Source organism: Brucella sp. NBRC 14130, from assembly GCF_040371715.1.
GTDB lineage: Bacteria > Pseudomonadota > Alphaproteobacteria > Rhizobiales > Rhizobiaceae > Brucella > Brucella intermedia.
Window position 1 is genome coordinate 425990 of the sequence record NZ_BAABTE010000006.1, and the last position, 15340, is coordinate 441329.

The following is a 15340-nucleotide window of genomic DNA, read 5'->3' on the forward strand; positions in this document are numbered from 1 at the left end:
GAGCGGCTGTTTGGCAAATTCAACGCTGCGATCAGTTTTATGCGATAGGGGATCGGCGAAAAACGGTATAAGGCGGGCCGCAAAAGTGAGAGTTCCGCCATGGCCGCCCGTTTCTTCCCCATCATGTTCGTCCTGCTTTGGGCCACCGGTTTCATCGGCGCGGGGCTTTCCATGCCTTATGCCGAACCGTTCACCTTCATGGCGGTGCGTTTTTCCATTGCAGCCCTCATCATGACGCTCTGGGCGCTGGCAAGCCGGAGCATCTGGCCCAAGGGAGATGTTCTTCTTCATGCGGCGATTGCCGGTTGTCTCATCCACGGCGTTTATCTCTCCGCCTTGTTCTGGGCAGTTCACCACGGTCTGCCTGCGGGAATGTCGGGTCTTGTGGCAGGCCTTCAGCCGATGCTGACCACGCTGATTGCGGCCATTCTTCTGGGCGAACGAGCGAGCGGACGGCAATGGGCCGGGCTTCTCATCGGCTTCATCGGCGTGGCGATGGTTGTATGGCCGAAATTTTCGGCGGGCAGCGGCGTCGATCCCAAAAGCCTTGCGGCGGCTTTCGTGGCCGTGCTGGCGATTAGCACCGGCACGGTCTGGCAGAAACGTTTCGGCACGGCGGGAGATCTCAAGGCCGGGACAGCCGTTCAATACATCGCTGCGGCCATTCTCACCGCTGTGTGTGCGTTTGCCTTCGAGACGCGTGTCATGATCTGGTCGCCATCGCTGATCTTTGCGCTGGTCTGGCTGACGCTTGCCATTTCCATCGGGGCGATTCTGGCACTTCTGGTCATGATACGCGAAGGCGCAATGTCGAAAGTTGCCTCGCTGTTTTATCTCGTCCCCGGCACGGCCGCGATCATGGCCTATCTGATTTTCGGCGAAACGCTGTCGGCGATCCAGATTGCGGGTATGGTGGTGACGACGCTCGGCGTTGCGCTGACGACTTTACGCCGGACATGATGCCGAAAAGTGGGGACTGGTTTTCGGACTGGATCGTGCGCTGATTTTTACGAGTTAAGCTCGGGCTGTTGCTCGCGCTTGCGGAAAATCATGATGGCGGCGTTTATTTCCGCGCCGATGATGAAAATTGCCGACAGCATGTAGAGAAAGACGATCGCCACCATGATCGAGGCCAGACCGGCATAGGTCGTCACGTAATTGGCAAAGGTTTCCAGATATTTGGCAAAGGCCATCGCAGCGGCAAGCCAGGCGATGAGCGTGATCAGTATGCCCGGCAGGATGTCGCCGAGGCTGCGTCGCCCGGCGGGAAGCCAGATGTGTACCATGAACAGCGCCAGAACCAGAACCGCCACCGCTACCGTATAGCGCCAGAAGGCGATGGTGCCTGTGAACGGCGCTATGTCGGGAAACCATTGTTCGGCAATACGCACGGCAAGCGGCGCCAGAACCAGCAGGAAGCTGATGGCCATCAGGCTCAGCGTGCCGACCAGAACGAAGCCGAGACTTTGCAGGCGGCAGAAAATGATCGAACGCTGGTCTGTCACGCGATAGGCGCGGTTAAGCGCGATGCGCAGCGCCTCAACGCCGTTGGAGGCAAAATAGGCGGCCGCGATGACGCTGAGGGTCAGAAGCCCGCTGCGTTGGACGGTCAGCACGTTCATCACCTCGTTGGCGATGGGAGCGGCGATGTTCGACGGCCACATGTCGAAGATGACATGCACCGCCGTATCGGCAAATTCCTTGGTGCCGAGAAAGCTCGCGAGCGTCGTGGCGAAGATGAGGAACGGAAACAGCGCCATCAGTCCGGAAAGCGCAATATGGCTGGCGAAAGCCCAGCCGTCGTCCGAACTGAAATGACCAATGACGTCCCAGGTGATCTGACGGAGAAAACGTCTGATTTTTCGCATCCGCAGATTTGTCCCCAAAGTCGCGATTGGCGTCTGAAACGCGTTCAGCCGATGTTTCAAGGCCTTAAATCTAGCATCGGTCCGCGGATTGCAAGGGCAGGCCCCGTTTTAAACCGGGCACGAATCAAGCAATCTTGGCAAAACGGCAGCGGGAAACGAACATATGGCTCCGGCACGATCCGGTCAGAACCAACAGCGCAGCATCATCATTACCGGTTGCTCCTCCGGGATTGGCGCCTATTGCGCGGAAGCGCTGAAGAGCCAAGGCTGGCGCGTCTTTGCGACCGCCCGCAAGGATGCGGATATCGAAGCGCTCCGGGCAAAGGGCATTGAGACGCATTACCTCGATTATACGCAGCCGCAGTCGATCGCGAACCTGGTCGACGAGGTGCTGCGCCAAACTGACGGCACACTTGATGCGCTGTTCAACAATGGCGCATATGCACAGCCCGGCGCGATAGAGGACTTGCCGGTCGAAGCCTTGCGCCAGCAATTCGAAGCTAATTTCTTCGGCTGGCATGATTTGACCCGGCGCGTGATTCCCGTCATGCGCCGGCAAGGACACGGGCGCATCGTTCATTGCTCATCGATTCTGGGACTGGTGCCCATGAAATGGCGCGGCGCTTATGTGGCGTCCAAATTTGCGCTTGAAGGGCTGATGCTTGCGCAACGCATGGAGCTGGAAGGTTCCGGTATCGATGTGTCGCTGATCGAGCCTGGTCCGATTGCGTCGCGCTTCACCTACAATGCCGCCAGCCATGCGGAAGCCAATATCGACATGGAGGCGTCTGTTCATCGCGAGCTTTACCAGCGCCAGATGGCGAAATTGAAAAGTGGCGGCACAAAATCCAAGAACAAGCTTGGACCGGAAGCCGTCTATGCTGTACTGCTTCATGCATTGGAGGCGCCGCGTCCCCGCCCGCATTACGTGGTGACGAGACCGGCGAAACTTGGTTCACTGGCGCGGCGTCTGATGCCTGCACGCTGGCTTTACCGGATGCTTTCCGACCAATCATGAGGTTCGGAACAGTGCGCATGGGAAGGAAATGAAATGGACGTTCTGTTCAAGGGCGCGGCAATGGTGGCCATGTTTGCAGTGGCTGTCGTTCTGATCATCGGCCTGCGCAACATGATGCGCGGCGGCGACGCCAATTTTTCCAACAAGATGATGCAGCTGCGTGTTTTCCTGCAGTTCATTGCCATAGTCCTGATCGTCGGGGCGATCTATTACGCCCGCGTGAAAAACGGTCAATAAGGCATGGTCAAGCTCAACAAAATCTATACCCGTACAGGCGACAAGGGCACAACAGGACTTGCCAGCGGGCCGCGCCGGCTGAAGTCGGACCTGCGCGTCGAAGCCTATGGCACTGTGGATGAAACCAATGCCTGCATCGGCATGGCACGCCTCCATACAGGCGGTGAAAACAATCCTCATGCACAGATCGATGCCATGCTGGCACGCATCCAGAACGATCTTTTCGACCTTGGCGCCGATCTGTCGACGCCGGATGACGGGAAACCGCTCGCCTACGAACCGCTACGCATCGTCGCTTCGCAGGTCGCGCGTCTGGAAGCCGACATTGATTTCCTCAATGCCGATCTGCAGCCGCTCCGCTCATTCATTCTCCCCGGTGGGTCGGCTGCATCTGCCGCATTGCACCTTGCCCGCACGATCTCACGCCGGGCCGAACGGCTGATGGTTGCGCTTGCCCGTGTCGAAGGTGAAGTCGTCTCGGCGGAGGCTTTGCAATATATCAACCGCGTTTCCGATTTCCTGTTCGTGGCGTCGCGAACCGTCAATGATAATGGCGCGCAGGATGTTCTCTGGGTGCCGGGCGCGAACCGCTAGTCTAAACCCCCCGTTTGTTGCCCCAGATCAGCACGTGGAGCTGGGGCAGGACGTGCGCTTCGTACCAGCCATCCGCGATCACCTTTTCCACCAGCCATTCCATCCGCCGCATGATGCCGTCGATGTCTATTGCAGCGTCATTCGCTTCGGGCGGTGGCGGAGTGTGATTACCCGGCTGGAGATAGACTGGCAGGTGAGGATGCCGATTAGCCGCTTCTTTGGCGAAGGCGTAATCGGCGACATCAAAGATCACGAATTTCAGCACCGTTCGCGGCGTATTGCCCGCAACCTCGATACATGCGGCCAGCGCATCGAAATCGGTATCCATAGTGCTGGATGGCGGCTTCGGGCTCAATACCAGCGTGTCGAGGGCTGAAAACCAGCCTTGTGCAACCGACCCTTGCGTTTCCAGCGCAAAGCGATAGCCGTCTTTCCTGCCATGCTCGATCAACGGTCCGAGTGGCTGGATGGCCGGATTGCCCCCCGAAAGTGACACTGTGAGGGGCTTATTTCGGGAAAGTGCCGTCACTTTATCCCAAATGGCCTCGACGCTCATTGGCTTCCATTCATGGCGAAAACGGCTCTCGACGGCATGCAGGCTGTCGCACCATGCGCAGCGATAATCGCAGCCGCCGGTTCGCACGAAAACCGTCGGCTCGCCGATCAGCACACCTTCGCCCTGTATCGTGGGTCCGAAAATTTCCGCGATCCGTATCCGCGTCACGGTCGGTACTCGGCCCATGTCTTGGGCGTTTCGCTGACCCGCACGGCGGATATTTCCGGCCAGCGCGCATGGCACCACTCAAAAAAGTGCCGGGCGAGGGTTTCAGCCGTGCTCTGATCATGGCCCAGAACGTCGTTCAGATGGCGATGGTCAAAACAATCATCGATATAGCGCTTGAACGGCGCCAGCTCATGATAGTCGCGAACAAAGCCGTGCTCGTTGAGATCGGAAGCCGAGAGTTCGACCTCAACGATATAGTTGTGCCCGTGCAGGCGGGCGTATTGATGGTCTTCCGGCAGGCCGGTCAGCTGATGCGATGCGGAGAAATGAAATTCCTTGGTAATGCGAAACATCAGACGCTCCGCTTCTCGATTGCCGCACGCCAGAAATCGGCATCCACATAGAAGGTCGGGTCTTCGATACCGGCGAGATGAAAGGCTTCCCGTCGCTCGACACAGGTGCCACAGCGTCCACAATGATGTTCGCCACCCTTGTAGCAGGACCACGTTGCGGCAAAGGGCGTGCCATATTTTGCGCCATCGATAACGATGTCGGCTTTGGAAACGTGCACATAAGGCGCGAGCAGTTTTATGTCGGCATAGCCGTCCAGTGCATGGTCCTGCATGGTCTGGAAAGCATCAATAAAATCGGGGCGGCAATCGGGATAGATGAAATGATCACCGCCATGGACGGCGAGCGCCACAGCGTCGGCCTTTTGTGCGGCGGCCACACCAAAGGCAATCGCCAGCATGATTGCATTGCGGTTCGGCACGATGGTGATCTTCATCGTTTCTTCGGCGTAATGCCCGTCGGGCACATCGACATCGTCGGTGAGGGCAGAGCCGGTAAGGCTCGCGCCGATAGTCCGTATGTCGATGATCTGATGGGAAACGCCGAGCCTTTCGGCACAGGCTCTGGCCGAATCCAGTTCCTTCCTATGGCGTTGGCCATAGTCGAAGGAGAGGAGGGCTGTGAGTTGATGTTCGGCTGCTATTCTATAAGCAAGCGAAACAGAATCGAGTCCGCCGGAGCAGACGACGAGCGTTTTCATAAGTCAGGGTTCCTTGTTTTGACCGGGTAGGCTGCGACCGGATTGCGAGGCGTTACCTAAAGCATGCTGCATCGCTTGTAAACGACACGAAAAAGGGGAGGCGTCGGGTTGCTCGGATTCGGAATGACCTGTTGTCAGAATAAATTGATTTTAATCGATATAGCGGCCTGTGCCTGATTGACGTGCACGTCAACCGTCTTTAGGTTTCGTGCCGGTTCCCGGCGGAGAGGCAGCGCATTTGCGTCACTACCCAGTTTTGCGCCGGTGCCGCTTTCATGTCGGATTTTGACATGCGGGTGGGAGTTCACGGCGGCATAGTCGTGCTGCAGAAGTCATTGAAGAGGTAATCGCGGATGAAAGTCCTTGTCGCAGTGAAACGGGTTGTCGATTACAACGTGAAGATCCGTGTAAAGGGAGACGGTTCGGGGGTTGAGCTTTCGAACGTGAAGATGTCGATGAACCCTTTTGACGAGATTGCGGTTGAAGAGGCGATCCGTCTGAAGGAAGCGGGCAAGGTGACGGAGATCGTCGCGGTTTCGGTTGGCCCGGCACAGGCGCAGGAAACGCTGCGTACGGCACTTGCCATGGGTGCGGATCGCGCGATCCTGGTCAAGACCGACGAGACGGTCGAGCCGCTTGGCGTTGCCAAGGTCTTGAAGGGCGTGGTCGAAGCGGAAAAGCCGGACCTCGTCTTCCTCGGCAAACAGGCAATCGACGATGATTCCAACCAGACCGGCCAGATGCTGTCGGCGCTCTTGAGCTGGAGCCAGGCAACCTTTGCCTCTAAAGTGGAGCTGGGCGATGGTTCGGCCAAGGTAACGCGTGAAGTGGACGGCGGTCTCCAGACCATCGATGTGAAGCTTCCGGCGATCGTCACGGTCGATCTTCGCTTGAACCAGCCGCGCTATGCGTCGCTGCCCAACATCATGAAGGCCAAGAAGAAGCCGCTAGACGAAAAGTCGCCTGCCGATTTCGGCGCCGATATTGCGCCGCGTCTGAAGGTTCTGAAGACGGAAGAGCCGGGCGGCCGCAAGGCTGGCGTCAAGGTCGGCTCTGTCGCAGAGCTGGTTGAGAAGCTGAAAGCCGACGGCATCATCTAAGAAATCGGAAGGGACGAGACAAATGGCTATTCTTCTTATTGCCGAACACGACAATGCAACCCTTTCCGACCAGACGGCCAAGGCGCTGACGGCTGCCGCCCAAATTGGCGGCGACGTGGATGTGCTGGTTGCTGGCAAAGGTGCAAAACCTGCAGCTGATGCGGCCGCAAAGCTCAATGGCGTGCGCAAGGTTCTGCTTGCTGAAAGCGATGCGCTGGAAAACCGTCTGGCCGAGCCGACGGCAGCGCTCATCGTGGAACTGGCTGCCAATTACGACACGATCATTGCGCCTGCGACGACTTCGGCCAAGAACATCCTGCCGCGCGTGGCAGCCCTTCTCGATGTGATGCAGCTTTCCGAAATCATGGAAGTCGTATCGGCTGATACGTTCAAGCGTCCGATCTATGCGGGCAATGCGATCCAGACAGTGCAGTCGACCGACGCGAAGAAGGTCATCACGGTGCGCACGGCTTCCTTCTCGGCAACGGGCGAAGGCGGTTCGGCTGCGGTTGAAAGCGTCAATGCGGCTGCCGATCCGGCGCTGTCGAGCTTCGTCGGCAATGCGCTTTCGGAATCGGATCGTCCGGAACTGACCTCGGCGAAGATCATCATCTCGGGTGGTCGTGCGCTTGGTTCTGCTGAAAAGTTCCAGGAAGTGATCCTGCCGGTTGCCGACAAGCTGGGTGCCGCAGTCGGCGCCAGCCGTGCAGCAGTCGATGCCGGCTATGCGCCGAACGACTGGCAGGTTGGCCAGACGGGCAAAGTGGTTGCACCGGACCTTTACATCGCGGTCGGTATCTCCGGCGCGATCCAGCATCTGGCAGGCATGAAGGACTCACGCGTCATCGTCGCCATCAACAAGGACGAGGAAGCGCCGATCTTCCAGGTCGCCGATTATGGCCTCGTCGGTGATCTTTTTACCGTCCTGCCGGAACTGCAGAAAGCGCTTTAATCGACCAGAAAGCGGCGGGCCAGTCCCGCCGCTTTCTGTTTGGGGGTTTGGGCAGGGAAGTGCTGATTTTGCTTTCGCTGAATGAGGGCTGTATCTGTCTCAGGCAGAATTGGTATACTGAAGCATTTCCAGCAAAAGTGCGAAGCGGTTTTGCGTTGGATAATGCGTAGAGACAGAGCATTTCCAGCAAAAGTGCGAAGCGGTTTTGCGTCGGATTATGCGTAAGAACAAAAGTTAGAGCATATGCTCTCGGCCTCGGCTCTGTTGTGGAGCGGCTGAATGAAGGAGTTATGATCGTGGCAATCAAGACGGTAGGGGTGGTCGGCGCAGGACAGATGGGCAGCGGCATTGCTCACGTATGCGCGCTGGCCGGGTTCGATGTGCTTCTTCACGATGCGGCAGCGGACCGGCTGGAAAAGGGCATCGCCACCATCAATGGCAACATGGCGCGCCAGGTCGCATCGGGCAAATTGCTGGAAGATCAGCGCGCAGCCGCGATGAAGCTCATCCGTCCGGCAAATTCCATGGAGGATCTGGCGGGCGTCGATCTGGCCATTGAGGCGGCAACGGAAGACGAAACCGTCAAGCGCAAGATCTTCGCGCAGCTTTGTTCGGTTCTGAATCCTGAAGCGATCCTTGCCACAAACACGTCGTCGATCTCGATCACGCGCCTTGCATCCACAACCGATCGCCCGGAGCGTTTCATCGGCATTCATTTCATGAATCCCGTTCCGGTGATGAAGCTTGTCGAACTGGTGCGCGGCATTGCAACGGATGAGGAAACTTTCCGCAAGTCGAATGATTTCGTGACGGCGCTTGGCAAGACGATAACCGTTGCCGAAGATTTCCCGGCTTTTATCGTCAACCGTATCCTGTTGCCGATGATCAACGAGGCCATCTACACGCTTTATGAAGGTGTGGGCAGCGTCGAAGCCATCGATACGGCCATGAAGCTTGGCGCCAACCATCCGATGGGACCGCTGCAACTCGCCGATTTCATCGGCCTCGACACCTGTCTCTCCATCATGCAGGTTCTGCACGACGGGCTGGCGGATTCCAAGTACCGGCCATGTCCGCTTCTGGTCAAATATGTCGAAGCTGGTTGGCTCGGACGCAAGGCAGGCCGTGGCTTTTACGATTATCGCGGCGAGCATCCGGTTCCGACGCGCTAAGGCGAACAACTGTTTTCATGGAAGAGGCCGGATCGAACCGGCCTTTTTCAATTGTGGCGACAATTCGGGAGGCTGTGGAAAAGCTTCAACATCCTTACCATTAACTTACCCTTAACCATATGAGTTCAGGGCTTATTCATCTTTGATTGTTAAAGTTTTCATTAAGATGTTCGGAAATGAAAAACGTTTCATCGTCCCGGTTGGACGAAGGGCATCCATTCCGAATAGCGTGTTTTTGACGAAGGTTAAGACGATGAGCATTCTTGTTCAGCTGCGTGACAGCGTTAATGTCATCCGTGAGTTCGTCGCACCGAGCTACAGGCCCGAGCGCCACTATATGCGCGGGCCAGGTCCTGCTTGCGCTGCGCGTACGCATCATTGACATGAGCGCATGAGCTTCCGTTTGCCCGGCAAGCGGATCGGCATTGAAAAAAGTAAAGCCAGAACGGTTGTCCGCTCTGGCTTTTGTTTTTGGCTACAGAACGAGATGCGGCTTATTCCAAGCCTTCGAACAGCGCCGTTGAAAGATAGCGTTCGGCAAAGGACGGAATGATGATGACGATGTTCTTGCCGGCATTTTCAGGCCGCTTGCCGATTTCGACGGCGGCCGTCAGCGCGGCGCCGGAAGAAATGCCGACAGGAATGCCTTCAAGGCGGGCCAGCAGGCGTGCATTGGCAAAAGCGTCCTCATTGGAAACCTGAACGATCTCATCATAGATGCTGGTGTCTAGCGTTTTCGGCGCGAAACCTGCGCCGATGCCCTGAATCTTGTGCGGGCCCGGGGTGCCGCCGGAAAGCACGGGTGAATCCTTCGGCTCGACTGCGATCACCTTGAACGATGGCTTGCGCCCCTTGATGACCTGACCGACGCCGGTAATCGTGCCGCCGGTTCCGATACCCGAAATCAGGATATCCGCTTCACCATTGGTGTCGTTCCAGATTTCTTCCGCCGTGGTAAGGCGGTGGATTTCGGGGTTCGCGGGATTTTCGAACTGCTGGGGAATGATTGCGTTCGGATTGCCTTCAGCAATCGCTGCCGCCTCGGCAATGGCGCCCTTCATGCCTTTGGCACCTTCGGTGAGCACCAGTTCCGCACCGAGCAGCTTGAGGAGCTTGCGGCGCTCCACCGACATGGTTTCCGGCATGGTGAGAATAAGGCGATAGCCCTTGGCTGCCGCCGCAAAGGCAAGCGCAATGCCGGTATTGCCGGATGTCGGCTCGACGAAGACCGTCTTGCCAGGCACGGCCCTGCCGTCGCGTTCAAGCGCTTCGATCAGCGCCAGGCCGATGCGGTCCTTTACGCTCGCCAGCGGGTTGAAGAACTCAAGCTTGGCCAGAAGGTTCGCCTTCACGCCCTTTTCCTCGGCAAACTTGTCGATGCGCACCAGAGGCGTATTGCCGATTGTGTCGAGGATTGAATCGTAAATGCGGCCACGGCCTGCGGTTTTACCGGCGTGCGGTTCGTTCAGGGGCTTGTTCATGGCGTGATCTCCCTTTTTGTCACGCGAAGTTTAAGAGGAAACTGCGCAAAAGCATAGTTGAGCATGTGCGCGTGAGGGGGCAAGTTTGGAAGTTTATTCTGTATAATCGGGAAAATTAGGAGTAAATTCCATCATAATTGGGAGAGCGCGTATTAGCCTTGAATAATGCTCGATTGATCCGCGTCAATGCACCCCGACAGGGACGCGCGCATCTTCGGGTCTCAGGCAGCCAGGAGAGCACGAATGTACAAGAACATATTGATCGCAACCGATGGATCGGAACTTGCCGAAAAAGGCGTTGACCAGGGCGTGGCGCTTGCGAAGGAAACAGGTGCGAAGGTGATCTTCGTTTCCGTGACGGAGCTTTTGCCTTCCTACGGCATTGTCGTCGCAGCGGAATGGGCGTCGAGCCCGGCGGCGTTTCAGGAATATCGCGAGGCTATCACCAAAGCGGCGACGGAAATCCTGTCGAAAGCCAAGGTGAAGGCGACGGAACTTGGCGTCAGCGCTGAAGCTGTGCATATCGAGAATCAATCACCGGCGCAGGGCATCGTGGAGGCCGCGAAAGCCAGGGATGCCGATTTGATCGTCATTGCATCGCATGGCCGCCGCGGCGTGAACAAATTGCTGCTGGGAAGTCAGGCGGCGGAGGTTCTGTCACTCAGCACCGTGCCGGTATTGGTCATCAAGTAATCGAGGCATTTCCACCGGACAGGCATCTTCCGGCATTGCAGCGATTTCACCGAACCGCGAAACAACGCAAGAAGATTCCCGAAAACCTCTGTTAAGCTTCTCCTGTCCCAATGCGGACAGGAGGATTTTCTCAAGGAGGTATTCATGACTGCGCCACGGCCTTCAAAGACCATGTTGGGCAATCATCCGCTGCATCCTGAAACGCAGATGCTCAATTATGGCTATGATCCGGAACTCTCCGAGGGAGCGGTGAAGCCGCCGGTATTCCTGACCTCGACTTTCGTCTTCAAGACCGCCGAGGACGGGCGCGATTTCTTCGATTTCGTTTCCGGCCGCAAGGAGCCGCCTGCCGGTGTCGGCGCCGGTCTCGTCTATTCCCGTTTCAATCATCCCAATAGTGAGATCGTTGAAGATCGCCTCGCGGTCTATGAAGGCACCGAAAGCTGCGCGCTGTTTTCATCCGGCATGTCGGCAATTGCCACGACGCTTTTTGCCTTCGTGCGGCCCGGCGATGTCATTTTGCATTCGCAACCGCTTTACGGTGGCACGGAAACGCTCCTTGCCAGGACGTTTCTCAATTTCGGCGTCGAAGCCGTCGCTTTTGCCGATGGTGTGCATGAGGCCTCGATAGAAGAGGCAGCCGAAGAAGCCGTTAGCAAGGGCCGTGTTTCGGTGATCCTCATTGAAACGCCAGCAAACCCTACCAACAGTATTGTCGATATTGCCGCCATCCGGCGCGTTGCGGAAAAAATCGAACAAAGGCAGGGGCATCGCCCGATCATCGCCTGCGACAACACCCTGCTCGGGCCCGTCTATCAGAAGCCGCTCGATCACGGCGCCGATCTTTCGGTCTATTCGTTGACCAAATATGTCGGCGGACACTCCGATCTGATCGCCGGCGCGGTGCTGGGGGCCAAGACTGTTGTAAGACAGGTAAAGGCTCTGCGCGGCGCCATCGGTACGCAGCTTGATCCGCATTCATGCTGGATGCTGGGGCGCTCGCTTGAAACGCTTGGACTTCGCATGGAGCGCGCCAACAGCAACGCCCATGCGATCGCGGAATTTCTGCGCGATCATCCGAAGGTGGAGAAGCTACACTATCTTCCATTCGAGGATGAGAATTCGGATGTTGGAGCACTGTTCAAGCGTCAATGTACGGGTGCCGGGTCGACGTTCTCGTTCGATATAAAGGGCGGGCAGGCGGCGGCATTCCGCTTCCTGAATGCGCTACAGATATTGAAGCTGGCAGTCAGTCTCGGCGGCACGGAATCGCTTGCGAGCCATCCTGCGGCGATGACCCATTCCGGCGTGCCGATTGATGTGCGGGAGCGCATCGGCGTGCTGGAATCGACGATCCGGCTTTCCATCGGCATCGAGCATCCCGACGATCTTATCGCCGACCTCGCCCAAGCGCTCGAAGCGGCGTGATTCATGATGCGACGGAAAGCAGCGACCGGTTTGTTGCTGCTTTCCTCGGCAGTTAGTCCAAGGAACGCGCGTTTTCGTACGCTTCGAACAGAGAGGAGACGACAACGCCGTTTATCCGCATACCGGTCACGTCTGCATCGGTTATATTCGTATGTGCCAAAGTCACGCCGCTCATAGCCAAGCCGCTCATGTTGGCATTCATAATTGTTGCACCGGTCAGATTGATATTATGAAGGCGCGCCCCTGCCAGATTGACATCGTCGAAATCAGCGTCGCTCAAATTGGTATCGATGAACTTTGACTTGGTCAAAACGGCAAAAAACTTTGAGCCGGACAAATCCACGCCATCGAAATTCGAGCCCGACATATCCGCACGTTCATAATGCGCATTCTGCAACTGTGGTCCCTGAAAGGGGTGGGTGTCATCCATGGTGGCGGTTCCTCCTGCGCGAGTATCCCAGAAGTGTTAAACGGCACCATCGTTGTCGATATGGAGAGAATAAGCAAACTAAAGTTGCCAGAGCGTCCTCTGACAATCTTCTCGATCCCCACTGCTGTGCGCTCAGGCTCGCTATGGAAACCGGTTTCGGATATTAGTTTGTAAGATGGTGCGGGTGGTCGGAATCGAACCGACACTCCTTTCGGAACCGGATTTTGAGTCCGGCGCGTCTACCAGTTCCACCACACCCGCACGTTGCTGCCGAAGCAGTTTGATATGGTCCAAAGGGACAGCGAGTTGGGATATACCGGCTAAACGAAACAAGGTCAATTGCTCAAAAGTGCAGCTTTCACCGCTCTTGAGGCCAATGGCTATCAAGGCATGGAAGTGGCGACACATCACCCTTCCGGCCGCCTGTCAGCACGGCCGCGCTCGCTCAAAACTTCGTTCCCGCGGCGTTATACGTAACAGGCCTTATGGGTTCGGCGCGGCTGCGAGACAGCCGGCCTGTTTATCTGCGCAGGCTCGCTTCGACCAGATTCCAGAAGACCAGCAGGGCGATGAAGCCCAGCAGGACGTAATCCAGCGTGCTGATATAGTGAAAATATTCCATGGCGCATCTCCTTCCCCGGGAGGGCGCGATAGCGTTTGAGCAAGACGGAAGCTTATAATTATCCGGGCTTCAAGCACTTGTTCAAAGTGCCGGATTGCACCGGTGCGGACCTCCTCTTCCGCCTGTCCATGCGCTCTCCCAAAACGAAGTGTATCACGCTTTGCCGTATGGCTCAACTCATTGGTCTGGCTGGCATAATTGACAGTGTTCGTGCGATCTCGGGCATTCTAGTTCGAAGCCGCGACATTGGCTTTCCGGCAACTGGCAAAGCGGTCGAGCGCCGGATCGTAGGCCGAGGTCTTCACGCCCATCATGCCGATGACCGTGTGGAACAGATTGTCATGCGAGGCGGGTGCGGCCGCATCCTGTTTTACACAGGCCGTATCGAGTTTGGTGGCATTCGCATAGTCTGGTGAGAACCACGCGACAAACGGGATATGGGTCTGGACGTCAGGAGCGATGAAATAGGGCGCTGCGTGCAGATAAAGGCCGTCTTCGCCCAGTGATTCGCCATGATCGGACATATAGATCATGGCTGGAGCAAAACGGTCTTCGCTGGCTTTCAGGACATTGATGATTTCCGACAATATGTGATCGGTATAGAAGATCGAATTGTCGTAGGCATTGACGATCTCGTCTGTGGTGCAATCGGAAAATTCGCTTGTGCGGCATTCCGGTTTGAACTTGGCGAATTCCGGCGGATAGCGGCGATAGTAGGATGGTCCGTGACTGCCGGTCATATGGAGAACAATCGTGGCATTGCCGCTGACGTCCTTCAGGTGATCGCGCAGTTGGTCGACCAGAATCTGGTCGAGACATTCGCCGCCTTCGCAATATTGCGCATTGTTCGAATTCTGCAGGTCGACCGTCGGTATGCGGTCTGAAACGCCCTTGCTTCCCGTGTTGTTTTCGTACCACGAAACCTGCACGCCGGCATGATTGAGCAAATCCATCAGATTTTCCGAGCCATGGAACTTTGAGCTCGAATATTCCTGCCGCGGAAAGGGTGAGAACATGCATGGCACGGAAACGGAAGTGTCGGTGCCGCAGCTCGTCGTATTCGTGAAGGTGACAATATCCTGCTGCTTGAGCTCGGGATTGGTTTCCCGCGGATAGCCGTAAAGGCTGAAATTCTTGGCGCGGGCTGTTTCACCCACAACGATGACCGTCAGGAGCTTCTTGCCGGCTGCTGGCGGCAGCGATTGTGTGGCGTCAAGACCCAGCGGCTGCATCACGATCTGCCTGTCGTACAGGTCATGGGCGATATATTGCACCGTGCTCTTGATCGGTGTTCCGGGCATCAATCGTTCCATGATGTCGGAGCGATGTTCGCGATACATCGAGGAAAAGCTGCCATAGTCGGAACCGATCAGCGCGATTGCGACCGCAAGGCAGGCGATGATCGAAACGGTATTGACCATAAGCTTTTGCAGCAATGGCCGGTGTTTCACGCGGACCCAGATGATGAGAAGCGAGGGAATGACGGCGTAAAGCAGCATATGCAGCAGGAAGCCAGCCGTTACCAGATGGCCCGACTCGGCTTTTGTCGTTGTAAACGTTGCCTCGACCACGTTCCGGTCGATAATCGTGCCGAAAGTATCCGTAAAATACGACCCGCCGGCGGCGACCCATACAGCGAAAAGGAGAACGGGCTTGATGACATATTTTGCGGAGAAAGCCATCAGCACTGCGATATGGATGAGGAGGATGGCCACCGCCGCGACAACCAGCTTTTGCGGATGATCGGAAAAATAGGTGATCAACCGGTGCCAGAAAGAAGTGTTGGTGAAGGCCAGGAGATAGATCGCGGTCAGGACGCAAAGCGTACCGCTGGCAATGGACGGGCGTGGAAATCGCATTCCTGAACCTTCAAATCCGACTTGGCCGCTACCGGCCGATGAACCATAATGAGGAGCTTCGCAGGGCTTCCGCAAAACTGCAATCGCAACATCTATTGCCCGGTAAATTCG

The 15340-nt window shown here is 56.7% G+C and carries 16 protein-coding genes and 1 tRNA gene; 9 read left to right on the forward strand and 8 right to left on the reverse strand.

The genetic code is table 11. The features are described 5' to 3' along the window. Positions 1-99 precede the first annotated feature (99 nt). Entirely contained in the window at positions 100-960 is an 861-nt protein-coding gene (locus ABWW28_RS15645; RefSeq protein WP_021587432.1) for a DMT family transporter, read from the forward strand. Positions 961-1007: 47 nt separating this feature from the next. Here ABWW28_RS15645 and ABWW28_RS15650 read toward each other — a convergent pair whose 3' ends face one another. Further along, entirely contained in the window at positions 1008-1868 is an 861-nt protein-coding gene (locus ABWW28_RS15650) for a YihY/virulence factor BrkB family protein (RefSeq protein WP_021587431.1), read from the reverse strand. A 163-nt stretch (positions 1869-2031) separates the two neighbouring features. Here ABWW28_RS15650 and ABWW28_RS15655 point away from each other — a divergent pair, with 163 nt between their 5' ends. The 3 genes from ABWW28_RS15655 to ABWW28_RS15665 are packed head-to-tail and all read left to right on the forward strand — an operon-like array spanning position 2032 to position 3717. Further along, positions 2032-2886, forward strand: a complete 855-nt coding sequence (locus ABWW28_RS15655; protein ID WP_021587430.1) for an SDR family oxidoreductase — start codon at positions 2032-2034, stop codon at positions 2884-2886. Between the two features lie 33 nt (positions 2887-2919). After that, positions 2920-3123, forward strand: a complete 204-nt coding sequence (locus tag ABWW28_RS15660; RefSeq protein WP_006467913.1) for a twin transmembrane helix small protein — start codon at positions 2920-2922, stop codon at positions 3121-3123. Between the two features lie 3 nt (positions 3124-3126). Beyond that, complete coding sequence (locus ABWW28_RS15665) at positions 3127-3717, forward strand: cob(I)yrinic acid a,c-diamide adenosyltransferase (protein WP_021587429.1); 591 nt, start codon at positions 3127-3129, stop codon at positions 3715-3717. Position 3718: 1 nt separating this feature from the next. On the opposite strand, the gene queE is transcribed toward ABWW28_RS15665, so the two are convergent. From queE to queC, 3 genes are read right to left on the reverse strand one after another with little or no spacing between them, the layout of a single operon-like run. Further along, positions 3719-4459: a 7-carboxy-7-deazaguanine synthase QueE gene (queE, locus tag ABWW28_RS15670; protein ID WP_021587428.1), complete on the reverse strand. Its 741-nt coding sequence runs from the start codon at positions 4457-4459 to the stop codon at positions 3719-3721. Continuing rightward, the gene (gene queD, locus ABWW28_RS15675; protein ID WP_353391343.1) at positions 4438-4794 is read right to left on the reverse strand and encodes a 6-carboxytetrahydropterin synthase QueD; all 357 of its coding nucleotides are present in this window, start codon (positions 4792-4794) and stop codon (positions 4438-4440) included. Before queD ends, queE begins: the two co-directional genes overlap by 22 nt. Further along, positions 4794-5492, reverse strand: a complete 699-nt coding sequence (queC, locus tag ABWW28_RS15680) for a 7-cyano-7-deazaguanine synthase QueC (RefSeq protein WP_112671748.1) — start codon at positions 5490-5492, stop codon at positions 4794-4796. The genes queD and queC overlap by 1 nt, the downstream gene beginning before the upstream one ends. A gap of 353 nt (positions 5493-5845) precedes the next feature. Between queC and ABWW28_RS15685 the strand changes: the two genes are divergently transcribed. The 3 genes from ABWW28_RS15685 to ABWW28_RS15695 all read left to right on the forward strand — a co-directional run bounded on the left by ABWW28_RS15685 (position 5846) and on the right by ABWW28_RS15695 (position 8716). Continuing rightward, complete coding sequence (locus ABWW28_RS15685) at positions 5846-6592, forward strand: electron transfer flavoprotein subunit beta/FixA family protein (RefSeq protein ID WP_063881773.1); 747 nt, start codon at positions 5846-5848, stop codon at positions 6590-6592. Between the two features lie 22 nt (positions 6593-6614). Continuing rightward, positions 6615-7544, forward strand: a complete 930-nt coding sequence (locus ABWW28_RS15690) for an electron transfer flavoprotein subunit alpha/FixB family protein (protein WP_006467907.1) — start codon at positions 6615-6617, stop codon at positions 7542-7544. A gap of 296 nt (positions 7545-7840) precedes the next feature. Further along, a complete protein-coding gene (locus ABWW28_RS15695) occupies positions 7841-8716 on the forward strand; it encodes a 3-hydroxybutyryl-CoA dehydrogenase (RefSeq protein WP_025092165.1) in 876 nt (291 codons plus the stop codon). A gap of 494 nt (positions 8717-9210) precedes the next feature. On the opposite strand, the gene cysK is transcribed toward ABWW28_RS15695, so the two are convergent. Beyond that, the gene (cysK, locus tag ABWW28_RS15700; protein WP_353391346.1) at positions 9211-10197 is read right to left on the reverse strand and encodes a cysteine synthase A; all 987 of its coding nucleotides are present in this window, start codon (positions 10195-10197) and stop codon (positions 9211-9213) included. Between the two features lie 243 nt (positions 10198-10440). Between cysK and ABWW28_RS15705 the strand changes: the two genes are divergently transcribed. Next, on the forward strand, positions 10441-10890 hold the full coding sequence (locus tag ABWW28_RS15705) for a universal stress protein (protein WP_006472247.1): 450 nt from the start codon (positions 10441-10443) through the stop codon (positions 10888-10890). 144 nt (positions 10891-11034) lie between these two features. Further along, positions 11035-12318, forward strand: coding sequence for a cystathionine gamma-synthase family protein (locus tag ABWW28_RS15710; protein WP_021586602.1), 1284 nt, complete (start codon positions 11035-11037; stop codon positions 12316-12318). A 52-nt stretch (positions 12319-12370) separates the two neighbouring features. On the opposite strand, the gene ABWW28_RS15715 is transcribed toward ABWW28_RS15710, so the two are convergent. From ABWW28_RS15715 to ABWW28_RS15725, 3 genes are all read right to left on the reverse strand, one after another. Beyond that, positions 12371-12748 carry a pentapeptide repeat-containing protein gene (locus ABWW28_RS15715; protein ID WP_176588050.1) on the reverse strand — a complete coding sequence of 126 codons (378 nt, stop codon included), beginning with the start codon at positions 12746-12748 and terminating at the stop codon, positions 12371-12373. 176 nt (positions 12749-12924) lie between these two features. Beyond that, positions 12925-13009 (reverse strand) — tRNA-Leu (locus ABWW28_RS15720). 588 nt (positions 13010-13597) lie between these two features. After that, on the reverse strand, positions 13598-15229 hold the full coding sequence (locus ABWW28_RS15725) for a phosphoethanolamine transferase (protein ID WP_021586584.1): 1632 nt from the start codon (positions 15227-15229) through the stop codon (positions 13598-13600). Between the last annotated feature and the right edge of the window lie 111 nt (positions 15230-15340).

Coding starts and splice junctions, on each gene's coding strand:
- ABWW28_RS15690 (WP_006467907.1), top strand. CDS start 6,615: ATGGCTATTCTTCTTATTGCCGAACACGACAATGCAACCCTTTCCGAC.
- ABWW28_RS15715 (WP_176588050.1), bottom strand. CDS start 12,748: ATGGATGACACCCACCCCTTTCAGGGACCACAGTTGCAGAATGCGCAT.
- ABWW28_RS15645 (WP_021587432.1), top strand. CDS start 100: ATGGCCGCCCGTTTCTTCCCCATCATGTTCGTCCTGCTTTGGGCCACC.
- cysK (WP_353391346.1), bottom strand. CDS start 10,197: ATGAACAAGCCCCTGAACGAACCGCACGCCGGTAAAACCGCAGGCCGT.
- ABWW28_RS15660 (WP_006467913.1), top strand. CDS start 2,920: ATGGACGTTCTGTTCAAGGGCGCGGCAATGGTGGCCATGTTTGCAGTG.
- ABWW28_RS15725 (WP_021586584.1), bottom strand. CDS start 15,229: ATGCGATTTCCACGCCCGTCCATTGCCAGCGGTACGCTTTGCGTCCTG.
- ABWW28_RS15650 (WP_021587431.1), bottom strand. CDS start 1,868: ATGCGAAAAATCAGACGTTTTCTCCGTCAGATCACCTGGGACGTCATT.
- queD (WP_353391343.1), bottom strand. CDS start 4,794: ATGTTTCGCATTACCAAGGAATTTCATTTCTCCGCATCGCATCAGCTG.
- queE (WP_021587428.1), bottom strand. CDS start 4,459: ATGGGCCGAGTACCGACCGTGACGCGGATACGGATCGCGGAAATTTTC.
- ABWW28_RS15710 (WP_021586602.1), top strand. CDS start 11,035: ATGACTGCGCCACGGCCTTCAAAGACCATGTTGGGCAATCATCCGCTG.
- ABWW28_RS15655 (WP_021587430.1), top strand. CDS start 2,032: ATGGCTCCGGCACGATCCGGTCAGAACCAACAGCGCAGCATCATCATT.
- ABWW28_RS15665 (WP_021587429.1), top strand. CDS start 3,127: ATGGTCAAGCTCAACAAAATCTATACCCGTACAGGCGACAAGGGCACA.
- ABWW28_RS15705 (WP_006472247.1), top strand. CDS start 10,441: ATGTACAAGAACATATTGATCGCAACCGATGGATCGGAACTTGCCGAA.
- queC (WP_112671748.1), bottom strand. CDS start 5,492: ATGAAAACGCTCGTCGTCTGCTCCGGCGGACTCGATTCTGTTTCGCTT.
- ABWW28_RS15685 (WP_063881773.1), top strand. CDS start 5,846: ATGAAAGTCCTTGTCGCAGTGAAACGGGTTGTCGATTACAACGTGAAG.